This window comes from Pantoea sp. Ft-CA_14, from assembly GCF_024520875.1.
Classification (GTDB): domain Bacteria; phylum Pseudomonadota; class Gammaproteobacteria; order Enterobacterales; family Enterobacteriaceae; genus Pantoea; species Pantoea agglomerans.
The window spans coordinates 1-19,398 of the sequence record NZ_JALNPM010000016.1; the positions used below are offsets into that span (position 1 = coordinate 1).

The window sequence follows — 19,398 nt, forward strand, 5'->3', positions numbered from 1 at the left end:
CGCTTTCCTCCTGCAGAGTCAACCTCTTTCTCAGAAGTTTTTCTCCGGCGGCGCAGTCTCCTGTGCCTCTCAACCCGCTTCCCGTTGCCGGTGTTCCGTGTCGATGGAGGCGCATTATAGGGATCCCGTTTCAGAGCACAACCCTTTTTTTGGATCTTTTATCTGAACGGTTATAAATGATCCAGATTGATGAGATCGCCAGCGATCCAGGCCAGAATTGGCTTGTCAGCTGCCTGAAATCGCATCAGGCTGCATTGAAAACAGAACAAAGGAGAACATGATGACTTCCGCCTTACGTCCATATAAAGACCTTTTCCCGCAAACCGGCCAGCGCGTTATGGTCGATCCAAGCAGTGTTGTGGTCGGTGATGTCATAATGGAGGACGACGTGAGCATCTGGCCGCTGGTTGCGATCAGGGGTGATGTGAATCAGGTCCGCATTGGTGCCCGTACTAATGTACAGGACGGCAGCGTTCTGCACGTTACGCATAAATCAGCGTCTAACCCGCAAGGCTTCCCTCTTATTATTGGCGAGGATGTCACGGTCGGGCATAAAGCGATGTTGCACGGCTGTACCATTGGCGATCGCGTGCTGGTCGGAATGGGATCGATTCTGCTTGATGGCGTAATAGTAGAAGAAGAGGTGATGATTGGTGCCGGAAGTCTGGTGCCGCCAGGTAAAAGACTGGAGAGCGGCTATCTCTATCTGGGTAGTCCGGTCAGGCAGATCAGGCCGCTGAATGACAATGAGAAGGAAGGTTTACGCTATTCCGCTAATAATTATGTCGCCTGGAAAGATGATTACCTGGCGGGAGATAACCAGATCCAGCCCTGAGCATCAATATTATCCTGACGGATAGCCGCTTCAGCCTCATCTTCCAGATCCCAGCGATGGTGCTGAAACAGCGCCATCGTCTCCCCTTCACCAAAACGTGAAGTCAACGACTTCCCGCTGATTGCACAGGTCAGCCGCATGCCGTTGACCTGCACCGGGAAACAGACCGCGTTCAGTTCAGCATTATAGGTTTCATCATCAGGAAACTGTATCGCCTGATTCATGGCTGCATGGCCTGTTTAAGCTGGGTAATCACCGGTGCGATTTCCGGCATCACACCGTGCCACAGATAGAAGGCATGAGCAGCCTGCCCCACCAGCATGCCCAAACCATCTGCCAGATGAGCCGTGCCCTGCGCCTGACACCAGCGCAGGAAAGGCGTCAGCCCGCTTTGATAAAACATGTCATAACAGCGCACATCAGCATGAATGACTGCTGCAGGTAAAGGAGGGGTTTCGCCATTCACGCCGCTTGAGGTCGCATTAATGATCAGATCAAAGTGCTGATCTGCCAGCTGCTCAAAACCACATGAGCGGATAGTGCCGCTCGCTGCAAACAGGCTAGCCAGCTCTTCCGCCCGCGCGGCGGTACGGTTAACAACAGTGAGTGTCACGCCTGCTGAGAGAAGCGGCAGAATGACCCCACGTGCAGCACCACCCGCCCCCACCAGCAATACCTTGTCACCAGCGTTGATCATCTTCAGCCGTTCAAGATCGCTTAACAGCCCGATACCATCCGTGTTGTCACCCAGGATCTGCCCATCGCTGAGTTTTTTCACCGTGTTTACCGCGCCGGACAGGGCTGCACGTTCGCTGAGCTGATCGGCAAATTCCCATGCCTGCTGTTTAAAAGGTAACGTCACGTTGGCGCCACGGCCTCCCTGTTCGAAAAAGGCAGAGAGCGCCTGAGGAAAACCATCTATCGGGGCACAAATCCGACCATAGCGATGTTCAATGCCCGTCTGTTCAGCGAAAGCCTGATGGATCAGCGGAGATTTACTGTGGTTGATCGGATTACCGAAAACGGCGAATTGATCCATGAATTAGCCCTGACGTATAAGTTCGCCGCTGATGACATCGCGGATTTCAGAGGGATTGAGCCGCCCACCCGTTTTTCCCGACAGAACCGGGAACTGCTCACCAAACTGCTGCTTCACTTCTTCAGCCGTTCGGCAGGGAGGCAGGCCTGACAGATTTGCACTGGTTGAGACCAGCGGTTTACCAAATGCGCGGCAAAGGGCCTGCACATCAGGATGGTCACTGACGCGAATGGCCAGTGAATCAAACTGTCCGGTAAGCCAGCGAGGCGTTTGTGGCGGAACGGGTACGACAAAGGTCACCGGGCCGGGCCAGCATGCAAACATCCGCTCACGCTGTATCACAGACAGTTCCCGAGCGGAGATGTAAGGTTCCAGCTGGGTGTAATCAGCCGCAATCAGGATAAGCCCCTTTTCTACCGGACGCTGTTTCAGCGCCAGTAAAGCCATGACGGCAGATTCACTGTCAGGGTCACAGCCCAGACCAAATACGGCTTCAGTAGGATAGGCGATGACCGCCTGTCGATTCAGCTGCTCTAAGCAGGTTTCAAGTGAATCGGCGAGGTGTTGATTTTCCATGGTCTATGAATTCTCTTCAGCAATGGCTTTGCCACAACTTTTACTGGCGCAAAAGCGTTTGATCCCTTGGGCCGTCTTTTTTTCAACTAATAGCGGATACTGGCAATAAGGACAGATTCCGGCAACGGGTGTCAGATTCACAACAAACTGGCAGGCTGGATAGCGATCGCATGAGTGAAACGTTTTGCCGTAACGGGAGCGCCGCTGAACTAACCGGCCTTCATGGCACTGTGGACAGGCCAGCGAGGTTTCATCTGGTTTGTCGATGGTTTCGGTGTATCCGCATTCCGGATAGAGGCTACAGCCAATGAACATGCCAAATCGCCCCTGCCGCAACACTTTATCCGCGCCACATTCGGGACAGGCGTGGCCTTCCAGCACTTTGACCACATGACCATCGGCCTGACCCTTTAAGGGTCGAATGTAGTCGCATGCCGGGTAGTTCGCGCAGCCCAGAAAAGGACCGTGTTTACCGGAGCGGATAACCAGTTCTGCCCCGCAAGCGGGGCAGGGATCCTGTTTACGCACGGTGAAGAGTGCAGCTTTACTCATAGCGATCAATGCATGAAAGGAAATTTAATGCAGCATACCTTCATTGGCGTCGAATAGCAGTTCTTCCATCTGCTGATAGGCATTTTCACATCCGGGAATGTTGAACAACACCATCAGTACCACCCATTTGAGATCCTCCAGGTCAAACTCAGAGGTATCCAGCGCCATAATGCGTTCGATGACCATTTCACGCGTTTCCAGGTTCAGCACCTGAATCTGCTCCAGGAACAGCAGGAAACCACGGCTGTCAGCATCTAAACGTTTGCTCTCTTCATCGGTATAAATACGCATGGAGAGCGGATCATTTGTCAGTAAAATTGGCGCAACCAGTCCTTCCTGATAGTCAGCCAATCTTTCTAACCAGTTCAGCGCACTGTAAATATCTTCACGATGGAACCCGGCATCCGTCAGGTCGTCTGTCAATCTGTCCTGATCAACACCCATTTCTGCTTCGTTGTGGATATATGTCTCAAACAAATACATCAGTACGTCGAACATGGCATGCCCTCCTCAATCGGACATAGCCGCCGGGTACAGCTGCGATCCATCCTGCTAACTCCAGTTCCAGCAACTGAGCTGAGATAACTGGCACAGATTGGCCGGCACGTTCAGCGACAACGTCAACAGGTGTAACATCATCACCTACGTTAGCCAACACATCAGCAAATGGCAATGGAGCATCGTCACTCACCTCAGAATAAATTTCACCGGCCGGTGTCATCGGCAGCCAGTTAAGTGCACTAGCCAGATCTTCCACGATGTTATGGGGATGGGCCACCAGCAGCGCCCCCTGCTGAATCAGCCAGTTTACGCCTTCGCTTAACGGGTTACCGAGCGCGCCAGGTAAGGCATAGACATTACGATTTTGCTCCAGCCCATACCGCGCCGTTACCAGGGAACCACTCTTCAGCGAGGCTTCTACCACCAGCACCCCATGGCTCAGGCCGCTGATGATACGATTACGGCGCGGAAAATTAAGCGGATGCGGCAGGGTCGTCAGCGGAAACTCAGAAACCACCGCCCCACCCTGTTCAACGATCTCTGCAGCAAGATGGGCATGATTGCTGGGATAGAGCCGCTGCAATCCACTACCTAACACGGCCACCGTTTTACCGCCCACGTTGAGTGCTGCCTGATGCGCAACACCATCAATACCCCTTGCCAGTCCGCTGGTAATGGTCAGACCGCTGAGGCTTAAGTGCTGGGTAAACCAGTCGCACCAGTAGCGGCCATAGTGTGAACAGTTTCGGCTGCCCACCACCGCTAACTGTGGTGTGCTGATAAGCGCAGGATCGCCATTAATATATAGCAGCGGCGGAAAGCGGTTGGTTTCTTTAAGACGGGCAGGATAGGCCGCGTCCAGAGCAGTCACCAGATGATGAGCCGGACTCTGATCCAGCCAGGAATAGACTTCTGTGAGATTATTTTCATTAAAATCATCATATTGCTGGCACTGGCTCTCATCTAAGCCAAGCCGGATAAGCTGCTCCCTGTCTGCCTGTCCGGCACCTATTTGCTGCGCCACATCAACCCAGCGTTTCCCTGTCATGCCAGTGACGGCGGCCAGCCGTACAGACTGCGCTATTTTGTCCATCTTCAGCTCCCTGATCGCCCTTGCTTCCTGCCGCAGAATGCTGTCAATCAGGCCTCGAAAAGTCTACAATATAAGGTAGTAATCTTTTCTTAACCGAATACAGATCTGGATATTTATGTCAGTTTTGCAGGTATTACATTTCCCTGACGAGCGTCTTCGCAAAGTTGCTGCGCCCGTTAAAGAAGTTAACGCAGACATTCAGCGTATCGTTGATGATATGTTCGAGACGATGTATGCCGAAGAAGGTATCGGTCTTGCGGCTACGCAGGTCGATATTCATCAGCGCATTATCGTGATTGACGTCTCTGAAAGTCGTGAAGAGCGTTTAGTGCTGATTAACCCTGAGCTGCTGGAAAAAAGCGGTGAAACCGGCATTGAAGAGGGCTGCCTCTCTATTCCGGAACAGCGCGCATTTGTTCCGCGTGCCGAGCGGGTAAAGGTCCGTGCACTGGATCGCGAGGGTAAAAGTTTCGAACTGGAAGCCAGCGAGTTACTGGCCATCTGTATCCAGCATGAGATCGATCATCTGGAAGGCAAACTGTTTATCGATTATCTGTCGCCTTTAAAGCGGCAACGGATCAAAAATAAATTAGAGAAACTGGCGCGTCAGAACGCGCAGGCTTCCTGAGATCTTAATAAGGGATAAACGTGTCTGCCCCGCTAAAAATCATCTTTGCCGGCACACCTGACTTTGCAGCGCGTCATCTTGACGCGCTGCTTGCTTCTGAACATCAGGTTATCGGCGTATTCACCCAACCCGACCGTCCTGCTGGTCGCGGTAACAAATTAACGCCAGGCCCGGTCAAAACGCTGGCGATGGCACATGACATTCCGGTTTATCAGCCTAAGTCACTGCGACCTGAAGAAAATCAGCAACTGGTTGCTGACCTCAAGGCCGATGTGATGGTGGTTGTGGCCTACGGATTAATTCTGCCCAAGGCCGTGCTTGATATGCCACGTCTGGGATGCATCAATGTCCATGGCTCACTGCTGCCACGCTGGCGTGGAGCTGCGCCTATTCAACGTGCGCTCTGGGCTGGCGACAGCGAAACCGGCGTGACCATCATGCAGATGGACGTGGGACTGGATACCGGCGATATGCTGCATAAGCTGGCCTGTCCGATTACTGCCCAGGATACCAGTGCCACGCTGTATGACAAGCTGGCACAGCTTGGCCCACAGGGGCTGCTGGATACGCTGACATTACTGACCACTCAGCAGGCTTCACCTGAAAAACAGGATGAAACGCTGGCCAACTATGCTGAGAAACTCAGTAAAGAGGAGGCACGTCTTGACTGGACACTCTCTGCAGAACAGCTTGAGCGTTGTATTCGCGCTTTTAACCCGTGGCCGATGAGCTTTTTCACCATTGAAGATCAGCCGGTTAAAGTCTGGCAGGCAAGCGTTCTGCCCCACTGCGATCGTGCGCCTGGTGAAATTATCCATGCTGACAAGCATGGCATCCAGGTGGCAACGGCTCAGGGCGTACTGAACCTGCTCCAGTTGCAGCCCGCCGGTAAAAAACCGATGTCGGCTCAGGATCTTCTCAACTCGCGCCGGGAATGGTTTGAACCTGGAACCCTTCTGGACTGACTCTCAGGCCCGGTCCCTCACCGGGCCTTTTGTTTGATGACAAAACCCTATGACTAAATCTATCAACCTGCGTAGCCTCTCAGCTCAACTTATTGAGCGTGTGGTCGACAAGGGCGAATCCCTGAATACGGCACTGCCAGCCGCCCAGAAAAAGCTCTCTGACAAAGATAGCGCATTAGTGCAGGAGATCTGTTTTGGCGTATTGCGCACATTACCGCAGCTGGAAGCGCTGATTGGCAAACTGATGGAGCGTCCACTTACCGGCAAACAGCGGGTTCTGCACTATCTGATCATGGTCGGGCTTTATCAGCTGGAGTATACCCGTGTGCCTGCCCATGCCGCACTGGCAGAAACCGTCGCGGGCGCCGAAGTACTGAAGCGCACCAGTATGAAAGGCTTATTAAATGGCGTATTACGCCAGTTTCAGCGTCAGCGGGAAGAGCTGCTCGCCACTGTTCAGGATGGCCCGCAGCGCTATCTGCATCCGGGATGGCTGCTAAAGCGTTTGCAGCATGCCTGGCCGGAACAATGGCAACAGATTGTCGAAGCAAATAATCTGCGTCCGCCGATGTGGCTGCGGGTTAATCGCCAGCACCACGATCGTGACACGTGGCTGGCTATGCTGGCCGAAAGCGGCAGGAATGCTCAGCCTGATGTCGATGTGCCGGATGCGCTGCGGCTTGACGCCCCTGCCCCGGTCAGCCAGCTACCAGGCTTTGATCAGGGTTGGGTTACCGTGCAGGATTTATCTGCTCAGCGCTGTGCCTTGCTGCTTGAGCCCCAAAACGGCGAACAGATTCTGGATTTATGCGCTGCGCCCGGCGGTAAAACGACCCATATCCTTGAAATCGCGCCTCAGGCCGAAGTTATGGCCGTCGACGTGGATGCGCAGCGTCTTAAACGCGTAAATGAGAATCTGCAACGACTGGGTATGAAAGCAGACGTGAAACAGGGTGATGGACTAACGCCGCAACAGTGGTGCGGCGTTCGTCAGTTTGACCGTATTCTGCTGGATGCGCCCTGCTCTGCTACCGGTGTGATCCGACGCCATCCTGATATTAAGTGGCTGCGTCGCGATCGGGATATCGCCGAGCTGGCAAAGCTTCAGGGTGAAATTCTTGATGCTATCTGGCCGCACCTGAAACCTGGCGGTACACTGATTTATGCCACCTGTTCCATCCTGCCTGAAGAGAATCATCAGCAGATAGATGCTTTCCTGCAGCGCCAGCATGATGCGCAGGCTGAGCCCCTCGGAGATGCGCCCGCGAACGGCTTACAGGTATTCCCGGAAGCCGAGGGCGGAGATGGTTTCTTCTACGCTAAGCTGATAAAAAAATCGGGTACAAACTGAAATGAGTATTGATAAGCGATGAAAATAATCATTCTGGGCGCAGGACAGGTTGGCGGAACCCTGGCAGAAAATCTGGTGGGTGAAAACAACGATATCACGGTGGTTGATACCGACTCTTCACGCCTGCGTCACCTGCAGGATAAGTTCGATCTTCGCGTCGTGCAGGGTCATGGTTCTCATCCACGCATTTTACGTGAGGCGGGTGCAGAAGATGCCGACATGCTGGTTGCCGTAACCAACTCCGATGAAACCAACATGATTGCCTGTCAGATTGCTTATTCGCTTTTCAATACGCCGAATCGTATCGCCCGTATTCGCGCGGCCGATTATCTACGTGATGCGGACAAATTATTTATTCCTGAAGCGGTGCCTATCGATCACCTGATCTCGCCTGAACAGCTGGTGATCGACAATATCTATCGTTTAATCCAGTACCCTGGCGCATTGCAGGTCGTCAACTTTGCTGAAGGCAAAGTCAGCCTCGCCGTGGTGAAAGCTTATTATGGCGGGCCACTGGTAGGAAATCCGCTATCGATCATGCGTGAGCATATGCCACACATTGATACCCGCGTAGCCGCTATATTTCGTCAGGATCGCCCCATTCGCCCGCAGGGTTCAACCATCGTAGAAGCGGGTGATGAAGTCTTTTTCATTGCAGCCAGTCAGAACATTCGTGCGGTAATGAGTGAAATGCAGCGGCTGGAGAAACCTTATAAACGGATTATGCTGGTAGGTGGCGGTAATATCGGTTTCGGCTTGGCACAAAAACTTGAGAAAAATTACAGCGTGAAGCTGATTGAACGTAACCCCCAGCGCGCAGCAGAACTGGCAGAGCATCTTCACGACACAGTCGTCTTTTATGGCGATGCGTCAGATCAGGAACTTCTCGCTGAAGAACATGTTGATCAGGTTGATCTCTTTATCGCCGTCACCAACGATGATGAAGCCAATATTATGTCAGCCATGCTGGCAAAAAAGATGGGGGCGAAGAAGGTTATGGTGCTGATTCAGCGCCGCGCCTACGTCGATCTGGTACAAGGCAGCGTTATCGATATCGCTATTTCACCTCAGCAGGCCACGATTTCTGCCCTGCTTGGTCATGTGCGCAAAGCGGATATCGTGGGCGTTTCATCGCTACGACGCGGTATTGCAGAAGCGATCGAAGCGATAGCCCACGGAGACGAATCAACTTCACGCGTGGTCGGCCGCTCCATTGATGATATCAAACTACCGCCAGGCACCATTATTGGCGCAGTGGTTCGTGGAGACGATGTGATGATTGCCAATGATAACCTGCGAATTGAACAAGGTGATCATGTCATCATGTTCCTGACCGACAAGAAGTTTGTATCAGATGTGGAACGTCTCTTCCAGCCGAGTCCATTTTTCCTGTAAATGCCGCGTTTACAGGCGAACAGAGCACAGGGAACGCAAAACTGCCGCTTAATTCGCTGTGTTGATGGCAAAACCAGTAGGGTTTGTTAGACTTTATGGCATTGGCTTGGGCAAGGAGATAAGTATGAGTTTAATCAAAGAGTTTCGCGATTTCGCAATGCGCGGCAATGTGATGGATTTAGCCGTTGGTGTCATCATCGGTGCTGCATTCGGTAAAATTGTTTCATCGTTAGTCGCCAACATCATTATGCCGCCTTTAGGCTTGCTGATTGGTGGTGTGGATTTTAAATCATTCGCCTGGGTACTTAAGCCTGCAGTTGGTGATGCTCCAGCCGTTGTAATGCAGTACGGTATCTTCCTTCAGACCATCTTCGATTTTGTCATCATCGCTTTCGCAATCTTTATGGCGATCAAGTTAATGAATCGTCTGTACAAGAAAAAGGAAGTAGAGAAGCCAGTGGCTAAACCGTCAAACGAAGAAGTTCTGCTGACTGAAATCCGCGACCTGCTGAAACAGCAGAATACCCGGGTCTAGTTAATAAGCCGCCGCACAGGCGGTTTTTTTAACCGTAAAAGCAGAAGGGCAGTGATAAGACGCTTTCTTATCACTGCCCTCCCATCCAGTCCCCTTGCCATGTTTCTCTTTCCGCTTGAAACTACCTTTACCCTTTTGCTTCTGCTCTATGCGTTGCCGAAATAGTGGGTCGTGTAACAGAGCCTGAATCGCGTTATCGCGGATTTGCCCTTTGGTGTGCTGATATTTACTCATGACGCCTCCTGTTGAGATGGTCTGATACTCTATTCCTTTGCAGCAAAATAACAATATGCTTATTTGCTCGAAGCCTCTCCCCGCTCCAGCGCCTCAAGAATTGAGCACGAAATGCTACTGTGACTGTCACCACAACAGGCATCGGAAAGGTGTCGCAGGGAACGCTGCATCGTTTCTAATTCTGCGATCATCTGAGCAACTTCGCTCAGCCGTTTTTCAACGATCGCTTTTGATTCCTGACAGGTGTGGTGCGCAGGATCAACCCGGATCGAAAGTAGCTCTCTGATCGCTTCCAGACTGAAACCCAGTTTACGACCATAACGAATAAATTTCAGACGCTGAAGATCGCCCTCGCTGTAAAGGCGAAAACCACCTTCCGTCCGAGCATCATGATCCATCATCTGCTGCTTTTCATAAAAACGGATAGTGTCTGGCGTCACCTCCGCAAGCTTAGCTAACTGACCGATGCGAAACATTTACTCCTCCTCGCGGAAACGATGCTGAATAGCAGTGGAATAACTGCCATGGAGAAAATCGGTACTGATACCCGCCTGGCGTAATCTCAGCTCCAGCACCTGAAGCCGATGGCAATGATCCTGAAAATTTTGATCCGCAGGATCGAGGTTGCGAATAAGATCGTTAACTTCCATGGCTTCCCGTCTGAGCTCAAGCTCTGGCGGCAGAAAGCCCGCATTTTTCAGTAACCGGTAGCCCGCTCTTAACTCAGGCGGAACATGACTGTCATCATCCAGCTGCAGCGGCTTACCGGAGCCGGGAAGATTACTCAGCTCGCCTTTTTCCAGCGCCGCTTTGATATGCTGTTCAGCAAGTTCATCAACCAGCCACATAGTTGGCTCCTTTGAACATGAAAAGAGTAAGTTCTAAGGTAGTAAATTTCAGGCAATAAAAAACCCGCCGAAGCGGGTTTTTTACGTTGCTACAGATTACTCTGCGGCTGCTTCTGCTTGAGCTTCTGGACGATCAACCAGCTCGATGTAAGCCATCGGAGCGTTGTCACCAGCACGGAAGCCACACTTAAGAATACGAGTGTAACCACCGGCACGGCTCGCGAAACGCGGGCCCAGCTCATTAAACAGTTTTGCCACGATCTCGTTATCACGAGTACGGGCGAATGCCAGACGACGATTAGCTACGCTGTCGGTCTTGGCAAGAGTAATCAGCGGCTCAACTACGCGACGCAGTTCTTTGGCTTTCGGCAGAGTCGTTTTGATGATCTCATGACGAACCAGAGAACCGGCCATGTTGCGGAACATAGCCTGACGATGGCTGCTGTTGCGGTTCAGTTGACGACCACTCTTACGATGGCGCATGACCTTATCCTTCTCAGTGAAACCTTAACCTGTGATCTGATTATTCATCAGCAATGCTTGCTGGCGGCCAGTTCTCGAGGCGCATGCCCAGAGAAAGACCACGCGAAGCCAGCACATCTTTAATCTCGGTAAGAGATTTTTTACCAAGGTTAGGCGTTTTAAGCAGCTCAACCTCGGTACGCTGTACCAGATCACCGATGTAGTGGATAGCTTCTGCCTTAAGACAGTTAGCAGAGCGGACAGTCAATTCCAGATCGTCAACAGGGCGCAGCAGGATCGGATCGAATTCTGGTTTCTCTTCTTTAACTTCCGGCTGACGTACATCACGTAAGTCAACGAAAGCTTCAAGTTGTTCTGCCAGAATGGTTGCCGCACGACGAATCGCCTCTTCAGGATCGATTGTGCCGTTGGTTTCCATTTCGATGACCAGCTTGTCCAGGTCGGTGCGCTGCTCTACACGCGCTGCTTCAACATTGTAGGCGATACGGTCTACAGGGCTGTAGCAAGCGTCAACTAACAGGCGGCCGATTGGGCGCTCATCTTCTTCCGAATGAATTCGGGCAGAAGCCGGCACATAGCCACGACCACGCTGAACTTTGATACGCATGCTGATAGCAGCGTTCTCATCGGTCAGATGGCAAATGACATGCTGAGGCTTGACGATTTCGACATCACCATCATGGGTAATGTCGGCTGCAGTCACAGGGCCAATGCCAGATTTATTCAAGGTCAGAATAACTTCATCTTTCCCCTGAACTCTTACCGCCAGCCCTTTCAGGTTGAGCAGGATTTCCAGGATATCTTCCTGTACTCCCTCTTTGGTGCTGTACTCATGAAGTACACCATCAATTTCAACCTCGGTCACCGCGCAACCCGGCATGGATGAAAGCAGAATACGGCGCAGTGCGTTACCAAGAGTATGGCCAAAGCCACGCTCTAAAGGCTCAAGGGTCACCTTGGCGTGCGTCGAACTCACTTGCTCGATATCTACCAGGCGCGGTTTTAGAAACTCTGTCACAGAACCCTGCATTGTGTCCTCTCTTTGGTACTAAGCCTTACTTGGAGTAAAGCTCGACGATCAGGTGTTCGTTAATGTCCGCAGACAGATCAGTACGTTCAGGAATACGCTTGAACACACCTTCCATCTTAGTCGCATCAACTTCCAGCCAGGTTGGCTTTTCACGCTGCTCAGCCAGCTCCAGAGCGGCCTTCACGCGAGATTGCTTTTTGGCTTTCTCACGGATGCTAACGACATCATTCGGAGATACCTGATAAGAAGCGATGTTAACAACGCGGCCATTTACCAGAACAGACTTATGGCTAACCAGCTGACGTGCTTCTGCACGAGTGGCACCAAAGCCCATACGATAAACTACGTTGTCCAGACGACCTTCCAGCAGAGCCAACAGGTTTTCACCGGTGTTGCCTTTCAGACGAGCTGCTTCTTTATAATAGTTACGGAACTGACGCTCCAGCACGCCGTAGATACGACGAACTTTTTGCTTTTCACGTAACTGACCGCCGTAATCAGACAGACGCGGTTTACGCGCACCATGCTGACCAGGGGCTTGTTCAATCTTACACTTGGAATCAATCGCGCGAACGCCAGACTTAAGGAATAAGTCAGTGCCCTCACGACGGCTCAGCTTGAGCTTAGGACCCAAATATCTTGCCATTTTCTTTCTCCAACTATCCTAAAAAAACGGGCGTTATACGCGACGTTTTTTCGGCGGACGACAACCGTTATGAGGGATCGGAGTCACATCAGTAATATTAGTGATGCGGAAACCAGCGGCGTTCAAAGCACGAATCGTAGATTCGCGACCTGGACCCGGACCCTTTACCATAACTTCCAGGTTCTTAATTCCGTAATCTTTTACCGCTTCTGCACAGCGCTCTGCAGCGACCTGAGCAGCAAACGGAGTGGATTTACGTGAACCGCGGAAACCGGAACCACCGGCGGTTGCCCAACCCAGTGCGTTACCCTGACGATCAGTAATGGTAACGATGGTGTTGTTAAAAGAAGCATGGACATGAGCCACGCCATCTGAGACTTGTTTTCTTACACGCTTACGTGCACGAACTGGTGCCTTTGCCATTATTTACTCACCCCGATTATTTCTTGATCGGTTTACGCGGACCCTTACGGGTACGTGCGTTGGTCTTAGTACGCTGACCGCGAACCGGAAGACCACGACGATGGCGCAAACCACGGTAGCAACCAAGGTCCATAAGACGCTTGATGCTCAGGGTGATTTCACGGCGCAGATCACCTTCTACAACGAATTTCGCAACTGCATCACGCAGCTGATCAATTTGTTCTTCAGACAGCTCACTGATCTTAACATTTTCAGCAATACCCGTTGAAGCGCAGATGGCTTTAGAACGGGTTTTACCGATACCGAAGATCGAAGTTAATGCGATAACGGTATGTTTTTGATCAGGAATGTTAATGCCTGCTATACGGGCCACTATGCACTCCTATAATTAAACAAGCACGTCCCATGCTGAAAAGCCCGTTTTCAGGATACTCAAATGGAAACGCACTGACATACAAAAGATTGGCTGGCTAATCTAGCCAGCTCAACCCGACTTTGCAAGAAAAATATGTGACAAAATCAGCCTTGGCGCTGTTTATGCTTTGGCTCGGCGCTGCAGATCACACGGACGACACCGTCGCGACGAATGATTTTGCAGTTACGACATAATCTCTTGACGGAAGCACGAACTTTCATTTTTACTCTCCGTAACTTCTCAACCAACTGAATTAACGGCCGTAGCCTTTCAGGTTAGCTTTCTTCAGTGCCGACTCGTACTGACTTGACATCATCAGAGTTTGCACTTGAGCCATAAAGTCCATGATGACGACAACTACGATAAGCAGTGAAGTACCGCCAAAGTAGAAGGGAACCTTCATCGCATCACGCATGAACTCCGGGATAAGGCAGATAAACGTAATGTAGAGAGCGCCGATTAAGGTCAATCGCGTCATTACTTTATCAATATACTTCGCCGTTTGCTCTCCCGGACGAATTCCCGGTACGAATGCACCAGACTTCTTCAGGTTATCTGCTGTTTCACGTGGGTTGAAAACCAACGCCGTATAGAAGAAACAGAAGAAGATGATTGCAGTCGCATAGAGTAGCACATAAAGCGGCTGTCCTGGCTGCAAATACAGCGAAATTGTTGTCAGCCAGTTCCAACCGGTACCGCCCCCAAACCACGATGCAATCGTTGCCGGGAACAGAATAATGCTGGAAGCAAAAATGGCTGGAATGACGCCTGCCATGTTCACTTTCAACGGTAAATGTGTGCTCTGTGCAGCGTAAACGCGACGACCTTGCTGACGTTTTGCGTAGTTCACCACAATGCGGCGTTGACCACGTTCAACAAAGATAACAAAGAAGGTCACTGCGAATACGAGTACTGCAACCAACAGCAACAGAAGGAAGTGCAGGTCGCCTTGCCGCGCTTGCTCGATGGTATGGCCAATGGCCGGCGGGAGACCCGCAACGATACCTGCGAAGATAATGATCGAAATACCGTTACCGATACCACGTTCAGTAATCTGTTCGCCCAGCCACATCAGGAACATCGTTCCTGAGACCAGACTCACAACAGCGGTAAAGTAGAAAGCAAAGCCTGGATTCATTACCAGGCCTTGCATCCCTGGCATATTCGGCAGACCGGTAGCAATACCGATCGACTGAAATATGGCCAATACCAACGTACCGTATCGGGTGTACTGGCTAATCTTACGACGGCCAGCCTCCCCTTCTTTCTTAATTTCCGCTAACGCTGGATGAACCACCGTTAATAACTGGATGATAATCGATGCCGAAATATACGGCATGATGCCCAGTGCGAAAATAGAAGCACGGCTCAGAGCACCACCAGAGAACATGTTAAACATTTCAATGATGGTGCCACGCTGTTGCTCAAGCAGTTTGGCAAGTACAGTGGCATCAATACCAGGGATTGGAATAAAAGAGCCAATACGGAAGACAATGAGTGCGCCGATTACAAACAGCAGTCTGCGTTTCAGCTCACCAAAGCCACCCTTGGCACTTTGAAAATCTAATCCCGGTTGTTTAGCCATCTGCTACTTATTCCTCGATTTTACCGCCAGCAGCTTCGATTGCAGCACGTGCACCTTTGGTGACACGCAGACCGCGAACCGTTACCGGTGTAGAAACTTCACCAGACAGAATTACTTTAACGAATTCAATCTGAACACCGACAATGTTGGCTGCTTTCAGCGCGTTCAGGTCGACGATACCGCCTTCAACTTTCGCCAGATCAGACAGACGAATCTCTGTGGTGATCATTGCTTTGCGAGAGGTGAAACCGAACTTCGGCAGACGACGGTACAGAGGCATCTGACCACCTTCGAAACCGCGACGTACGCCACCGCCAGAACGTGAGTTCTGACCTTTGTGACCACGACCACCGGTTTTTCCGAGGCCAGAACCGATACCACGACCCAGACGCTTGGTAGCGTGCTTAGACCCTTCGGCCGGAGACAGAGTATTTAAACGCATCTCTTACTCCTCCACTTTAACCATATAGGAAACCGCGTTAACCATACCGCGTACTGCAGGCGTGTCTTCACGCTCAACGGTGTGGCCAATACGACGCAGACCCAGGCCAACCAGAGTGGCTTTATGCTTAGGCAAGCGGCCGATTGAACTACGGGTTTGAGTGATTTTAATAGTCTTAGCCATCGTGATTACCCCAGAATTTCTTCAACGGATTTACCACGCTTAGCAGCGACCATTTCCGGAGATTTCATATTGCCCAGGCCGTCGATAGTTGCACGAACCACGTTAATCGGGTTAGTAGAACCATAGGCTTTTGCCAGTACGTTATGAACTCCAGCGACTTCCAGAACGGCGCGCATTGCACCACCGGCAATAATACCGGTACCTTCTGAAGCCGGCTGCATGAACACGCGGGAACCCGTGTGTGCACCTTTAACTGGGTGCTGCAGGGTGCCGTTGGTCAGCGCGACGTTAACCATGTTGCGACGGGCTTTCTCCATCGCTTTCTGGATCGCTGCTGGAACTTCACGCGCTTTACCGTAACCAAAACCTACGCGACCATTACCATCGCCTACCACAGTCAGTGCTGTGAAGGAGAAGATACGACCACCTTTAACAGTTTTAGAAACACGGTTTACCGCGATCAGTTTTTCCTGCAGTTCGCCAGCTTGTTTCTCGATGTGTGCCATCTTAGACCTCTACCTTAGAACTGAAGGCCAGCTTCACGGGCAGCATCTGCCAGTGCCTGGACGCGACCATGATATTGGAAACCGGAACGGTCGAAAGAAACACCAGTGATGCCTTTTTCGATTGCGCGTTCTGCGATAGCTTTACCTACTGCAGCTGCGGCTTCTTTATTACCGGTATACTTCAGTTGTTCAGTGATAGCTTTTTCTACAGTAGAAGCAGCGACCAGAACTTCGGAACCGTTCGGGGCGATTACCTGTGCGTAAATATGACGCGGGGTACGATGTACCACCAGGCGAGTAGCACCCAGCTCTTTGAGCTTGCGACGTGCACGGGTCGCACGACGGATACGAGCAGATTTCTTATCCATAGTGTTACCTTACTTCTTCTTAGCCTCTTTGGTACGCACGACTTCGTCGGCGTAACGGACACCCTTGCCTTTATAAGGCTCAGGACGACGGTAGGCGCGCAAGTCCGCTGCAACCTGACCAATCAGCTGTTTATCAGCGCCTTTCAGCACGATCTCAGTCTGAGTTGGACATTCTGCAGTGATACCCGCGGGCAGCTGGTGATCGACTGGATGAGAAAAGCCCAGAGACAGGTTAACCACGTCGCCTTTAACGGCTGCACGATAACCTACACCAACCAGCTGCAGCTTCTTAGTGAAGCCTTCGGTAACACCGATTACCATTGCGTTCAGCAGCGCGCGAGAAGTACCCGCCTGCGCCCAGCCGTCAACGAAACCTTCGCGCGGTGCGAAAGTCAGAGCGTTGTCAGCATGCTTAACTTCAACAGCATCATTGATAGTACGAGTCAGCTCGCCGTTTTTACCTTTAATCGAAATTACCTGACCGTTGAGTTTTACCTCTACGCCGGCAGGAACAACGACAGGTGCTTTAGCAACACGAGACATATGTATCCTCCGATTACGCTACGTAGCAGATAATTTCGCCACCAAGACCTGCCTGGCGCGCTGCACGATCAGTCATGACACCTTTAGATGTAGAAACTACAGCGATGCCCATACCAGCCATTACCTTTGGCAGCTCATCTTTTTTCTTATAGATGCGCAGACCAGGACGGCTTACTCGCTGAATGCTTTCTACAACAGCTTTGCCCTGGAAATACTTGAGAGTAAGTTCCAGTTCCAGCTTGATGTCGCCTTCGATTTTGAAATCTTCAATATATCCTTCTTCCTTCAGAACGTTGGCAATTGCCAATTTCAGCTTGGAGGAAGGCATGGTGACCGCAACTTTGTTTGCGGCCTGACCGTTACGGATACGGGTCAGCATATCCGCGATCGGATCTTGCATGCTCATCTGTGTTACTCCCGTGATTCAATTGGTGACAATTACCAGCTAGCCTTTTTCAGGCCCGGGATTTCACCGCGCATGGCGGCTTCGCGGACCTTGATACGGCTCAACCCAAACTTCCGCAGGAAACCGTGCGGACGACCTGTTTGACGGCAGCGGTTACGCTGACGCGAAGGGCTGGAATCACGCGGCAGACTCTGCAGCTTCAGAACAGCATCCCAACGATCTTCGTCGGAAGCGTTCACATCAGAGATGATCGCTTTCAGTTCAGCGCGTTTAGCGAAGAATTTGTCTGCTAATTTTGCACGCTTAACTTCGCGTGCTTTCATAGATTGCTTAGCCATTAAGTAACCCTACCTTACTTACGGAACGGGAAGTCAAAGGCAGCCAGCAGAGCACGGCCTTCATCATCAGATTTCGCAGTAGTGGTAATGGTGATATCCAAACCACGAACGCGATCGACTTTGTCGTAGTCGATTTCTGGGAAGATGATCTGCTCACGTACACCCATGCTGTAGTTGCCACGACCATCGAATGACTTAGCGGACAAGCCACGGAAGTCACGGATACGTGGAACAGCAATGGTGACCAGACGCTCAAAGAACTCCCACATGCGCTCGCCACGCAGAGTTACTTTACAGCCGATCGGATAGCCCTGACGGATTTTGAAGCCTGCAACTGATTTGCGTGCTTTGGTGACCAGCGGTTTTTGACCGGAGATTGCTGCCAGGTCAGCTGCTGCGTTATCCAGCAGTTTCTTGTCAGCGATCGCTTCACCAACACCCATGTTCAGGGTGATCTTCTCGACCCGAGGGACTTGCATGACAGAATTGTAGCCAAACTCTGTCATGAGTTTCTGGACTACTTCGTCTTTGTAGTAATCATGCAGTTTCGCCATCGTACTACTCCAAATTACTTGATAGTTTCGCTGTTAGACTTGAAGAAACGGACTTTTTTGCCGTCTTCGAATCTAAAGCCTACACGGTCAGCCTTACCAGTTGCCGCGTTGAACAGTGCAACGTTAGAAACCTGAATAGCAGCTTCTTTTTCAACGATGCCACCTGGTTGGTTCAGAGCCGGAACCGGCTTCTGATGTTTCTTCACCAGGTTGATACCTTCAACGATGACCTTACCAGAAGACAGGACATTCTTAACTTTACCGCGCTTACCTTTATCTTTACCGGTTAACACGATAACTTCGTCGTTACGACGGATTTTAGCTGCCATTGTTCGCTCCTTAGAGTACTTCTGGTGCCAGAGAGATAATTTTCATGAACTTTTCAGTACGAAGTTCACGAGTTACCGGCCCAAAAATACGCGTACCGATAGGCTGCTCACTGTTATTGTTCAGAATAACGCATGCATTACCATCGAAGCGAATGACAGAACCGTCCGGGCGACGAACACCCTTCCTGGTGCGCACCACTACCGCCTTCAGGACATCACCTTTTTTGACTTTACCACGCGGAATTGCTTCCTTGATGGTAACTTTGATGATGTCACCGACGCCTGCGTAGCGACGGTGCGAGCCACCCAGAACCTTGATACACATTACGCGACGTGCACCGGAGTTGTCGGCGACGTTCAGCATAGTCTGTTCTTGGATCATTTTAGTGCTCCGCTAATGTCAACTACTACTTCGGGACCTAAACCTCAGGTCGTTAGAAAGCCCCATAATTGAGGGCGCGGCATTGTAACACCGGTTCTCACAGATGGGTAGAAAAAATAAACGGCTCTCAATCGAGCCGCTGATTTCCCCTGATGACAGGGAGGGCGTATTCTAGGGAATAGTGCGAACAGTAGCAAATGTAATCTGCCTTAT

32 protein-coding genes are annotated in these 19,398 nt (G+C 51.2%); 6 read left to right on the plus strand and 26 right to left on the minus strand.

Going from position 1 to position 19,398, the window contains the following annotated elements:
* The first annotated feature begins 280 nt into the window (after positions 1–280).
* Positions 281–835, plus strand: coding sequence for a gamma carbonic anhydrase family protein (locus tag NR195_RS19670; protein WP_010671596.1), 555 nt, complete (start codon positions 281–283; stop codon positions 833–835).
* Here NR195_RS19670 and NR195_RS19675 read toward each other — a convergent pair.
* From NR195_RS19675 to dprA, 6 genes are read right to left on the minus strand one after another with little or no spacing between them, the layout of a single operon-like run.
* A complete protein-coding gene (locus NR195_RS19675; RefSeq protein WP_010671595.1) occupies positions 802–1,059 on the minus strand; it encodes a DUF1488 domain-containing protein in 258 nt (85 codons plus the stop codon). The two genes, NR195_RS19670 and NR195_RS19675, sit on opposite strands and share 34 nt — an antisense overlap.
* Entirely contained in the window at positions 1,056–1,874 is an 819-nt protein-coding gene (gene aroE, locus NR195_RS19680; RefSeq protein ID WP_256844844.1) for a shikimate dehydrogenase, read from the minus strand. The genes NR195_RS19675 and aroE overlap by 4 nt, the downstream gene beginning before the upstream one ends.
* A 3-nt stretch (positions 1,875–1,877) precedes the next feature.
* A complete protein-coding gene (gene tsaC, locus NR195_RS19685; protein WP_010252735.1) occupies positions 1,878–2,450 on the minus strand; it encodes an L-threonylcarbamoyladenylate synthase type 1 TsaC in 573 nt (190 codons plus the stop codon).
* A 3-nt stretch (positions 2,451–2,453) separates the two neighbouring features.
* Entirely contained in the window at positions 2,454–3,002 is a 549-nt protein-coding gene (locus tag NR195_RS19690) for a topoisomerase DNA-binding C4 zinc finger domain-containing protein (RefSeq protein ID WP_010252738.1), read from the minus strand.
* A 24-nt stretch (positions 3,003–3,026) separates the two neighbouring features.
* On the minus strand, positions 3,027–3,500 hold the full coding sequence (gene smg / locus NR195_RS19695; RefSeq protein ID WP_010252741.1) for a DUF494 family protein Smg: 474 nt from the start codon (positions 3,498–3,500) through the stop codon (positions 3,027–3,029).
* Positions 3,472–4,596: a DNA-protecting protein DprA gene (gene dprA, locus NR195_RS19700; RefSeq protein ID WP_124890365.1), complete on the minus strand. Its 1,125-nt coding sequence runs from the start codon at positions 4,594–4,596 to the stop codon at positions 3,472–3,474. Before dprA ends, smg begins: the two co-directional genes overlap by 29 nt.
* A 115-nt stretch (positions 4,597–4,711) precedes the next feature.
* Between dprA and def the strand changes: the two genes are divergently transcribed.
* From def to mscL, 5 genes are all read left to right on the plus strand, one after another.
* Positions 4,712–5,224 (plus strand): peptide deformylase, encoded by a 513-nt coding sequence (gene def, locus NR195_RS19705; RefSeq protein WP_010252747.1) that lies wholly within the window; start codon positions 4,712–4,714, stop codon positions 5,222–5,224.
* Between the two features lie 20 nt (positions 5,225–5,244).
* Positions 5,245–6,189 (plus strand): methionyl-tRNA formyltransferase, encoded by a 945-nt coding sequence (gene fmt, locus NR195_RS19710; protein ID WP_111535195.1) that lies wholly within the window; start codon positions 5,245–5,247, stop codon positions 6,187–6,189.
* Between the two features lie 49 nt (positions 6,190–6,238).
* Positions 6,239–7,540, plus strand: a complete 1,302-nt coding sequence (rsmB, locus tag NR195_RS19715; protein ID WP_256844845.1) for a 16S rRNA (cytosine(967)-C(5))-methyltransferase RsmB — start codon at positions 6,239–6,241, stop codon at positions 7,538–7,540.
* An 18-nt stretch (positions 7,541–7,558) separates the two neighbouring features.
* Positions 7,559–8,935, plus strand: a complete 1,377-nt coding sequence (trkA, locus tag NR195_RS19720) for a Trk system potassium transporter TrkA (RefSeq protein WP_010252756.1) — start codon at positions 7,559–7,561, stop codon at positions 8,933–8,935.
* Between the two features lie 124 nt (positions 8,936–9,059).
* Entirely contained in the window at positions 9,060–9,470 is a 411-nt protein-coding gene (gene mscL / locus NR195_RS19725) for a large-conductance mechanosensitive channel protein MscL (RefSeq protein WP_022625142.1), read from the plus strand.
* Here the strand turns inward: mscL and NR195_RS19730 are convergent, their stop codons facing one another.
* The 20 genes from NR195_RS19730 to rplN form a co-directional block, all read right to left on the minus strand.
* Positions 9,471–9,704, minus strand: coding sequence for an alternative ribosome-rescue factor A (locus tag NR195_RS19730; protein ID WP_010252762.1), 234 nt, complete (start codon positions 9,702–9,704; stop codon positions 9,471–9,473).
* Between the two features lie 59 nt (positions 9,705–9,763).
* The gene (gene zntR, locus NR195_RS19735; protein WP_256844846.1) at positions 9,764–10,180 is read right to left on the minus strand and encodes a Zn(2+)-responsive transcriptional regulator; all 417 of its coding nucleotides are present in this window, start codon (positions 10,178–10,180) and stop codon (positions 9,764–9,766) included.
* Entirely contained in the window at positions 10,181–10,552 is a 372-nt protein-coding gene (locus tag NR195_RS19740; protein WP_187500748.1) for a DUF1992 domain-containing protein, read from the minus strand. It lies immediately after the preceding gene.
* Positions 10,553–10,648: 96 nt separating this feature from the next.
* A complete protein-coding gene (rplQ, locus tag NR195_RS19745; RefSeq protein WP_003850180.1) occupies positions 10,649–11,035 on the minus strand; it encodes a 50S ribosomal protein L17 in 387 nt (128 codons plus the stop codon).
* A 40-nt stretch (positions 11,036–11,075) separates the two neighbouring features.
* Positions 11,076–12,065, minus strand: coding sequence for a DNA-directed RNA polymerase subunit alpha (gene rpoA, locus NR195_RS19750; protein WP_003850179.1), 990 nt, complete (start codon positions 12,063–12,065; stop codon positions 11,076–11,078).
* Positions 12,066–12,090: 25 nt separating this feature from the next.
* Positions 12,091–12,711: a 30S ribosomal protein S4 gene (rpsD, locus tag NR195_RS19755; protein WP_008927131.1), complete on the minus strand. Its 621-nt coding sequence runs from the start codon at positions 12,709–12,711 to the stop codon at positions 12,091–12,093.
* A 33-nt stretch (positions 12,712–12,744) separates the two neighbouring features.
* On the minus strand, positions 12,745–13,134 hold the full coding sequence (rpsK, locus tag NR195_RS19760; RefSeq protein WP_004160563.1) for a 30S ribosomal protein S11: 390 nt from the start codon (positions 13,132–13,134) through the stop codon (positions 12,745–12,747).
* Positions 13,135–13,150: 16 nt separating this feature from the next.
* On the minus strand, positions 13,151–13,507 hold the full coding sequence (gene rpsM / locus NR195_RS19765) for a 30S ribosomal protein S13 (RefSeq protein WP_003850176.1): 357 nt from the start codon (positions 13,505–13,507) through the stop codon (positions 13,151–13,153).
* Positions 13,508–13,653: 146 nt separating this feature from the next.
* On the minus strand, positions 13,654–13,770 hold the full coding sequence (gene rpmJ / locus NR195_RS19770) for a 50S ribosomal protein L36 (RefSeq protein WP_010252805.1): 117 nt from the start codon (positions 13,768–13,770) through the stop codon (positions 13,654–13,656).
* A gap of 32 nt (positions 13,771–13,802) precedes the next feature.
* Positions 13,803–15,134 (minus strand): preprotein translocase subunit SecY, encoded by a 1,332-nt coding sequence (secY, locus tag NR195_RS19775; protein ID WP_003850175.1) that lies wholly within the window; start codon positions 15,132–15,134, stop codon positions 13,803–13,805.
* Between the two features lie 7 nt (positions 15,135–15,141).
* Positions 15,142–15,576, minus strand: a complete 435-nt coding sequence (gene rplO / locus NR195_RS19780) for a 50S ribosomal protein L15 (protein ID WP_003850168.1) — start codon at positions 15,574–15,576, stop codon at positions 15,142–15,144.
* Between the two features lie 3 nt (positions 15,577–15,579).
* Positions 15,580–15,759 carry a 50S ribosomal protein L30 gene (rpmD, locus tag NR195_RS19785; protein WP_003850166.1) on the minus strand — a complete coding sequence of 60 codons (180 nt, stop codon included), beginning with the start codon at positions 15,757–15,759 and terminating at the stop codon, positions 15,580–15,582.
* A 5-nt stretch (positions 15,760–15,764) separates the two neighbouring features.
* Positions 15,765–16,265: a 30S ribosomal protein S5 gene (gene rpsE, locus NR195_RS19790; protein WP_003850164.1), complete on the minus strand. Its 501-nt coding sequence runs from the start codon at positions 16,263–16,265 to the stop codon at positions 15,765–15,767.
* Between the two features lie 14 nt (positions 16,266–16,279).
* A complete protein-coding gene (rplR, locus tag NR195_RS19795; protein WP_003850163.1) occupies positions 16,280–16,633 on the minus strand; it encodes a 50S ribosomal protein L18 in 354 nt (117 codons plus the stop codon).
* Between the two features lie 9 nt (positions 16,634–16,642).
* Positions 16,643–17,176, minus strand: a complete 534-nt coding sequence (gene rplF / locus NR195_RS19800) for a 50S ribosomal protein L6 (protein ID WP_003850161.1) — start codon at positions 17,174–17,176, stop codon at positions 16,643–16,645.
* A gap of 13 nt (positions 17,177–17,189) precedes the next feature.
* A complete protein-coding gene (rpsH, locus tag NR195_RS19805; RefSeq protein WP_003850158.1) occupies positions 17,190–17,582 on the minus strand; it encodes a 30S ribosomal protein S8 in 393 nt (130 codons plus the stop codon).
* A gap of 32 nt (positions 17,583–17,614) precedes the next feature.
* Positions 17,615–17,920 (minus strand): 30S ribosomal protein S14, encoded by a 306-nt coding sequence (gene rpsN / locus NR195_RS19810; protein ID WP_008927132.1) that lies wholly within the window; start codon positions 17,918–17,920, stop codon positions 17,615–17,617.
* 14 nt (positions 17,921–17,934) lie between these two features.
* Complete coding sequence (gene rplE, locus NR195_RS19815) at positions 17,935–18,474, minus strand: 50S ribosomal protein L5 (RefSeq protein ID WP_003850155.1); 540 nt, start codon at positions 18,472–18,474, stop codon at positions 17,935–17,937.
* Between the two features lie 14 nt (positions 18,475–18,488).
* Positions 18,489–18,803: a 50S ribosomal protein L24 gene (gene rplX, locus NR195_RS19820; protein ID WP_003850150.1), complete on the minus strand. Its 315-nt coding sequence runs from the start codon at positions 18,801–18,803 to the stop codon at positions 18,489–18,491.
* A gap of 10 nt (positions 18,804–18,813) precedes the next feature.
* Positions 18,814–19,185 (minus strand): 50S ribosomal protein L14, encoded by a 372-nt coding sequence (rplN, locus tag NR195_RS19825; RefSeq protein WP_006120590.1) that lies wholly within the window; start codon positions 19,183–19,185, stop codon positions 18,814–18,816.
* Between the last annotated feature and the right edge of the window lie 213 nt (positions 19,186–19,398).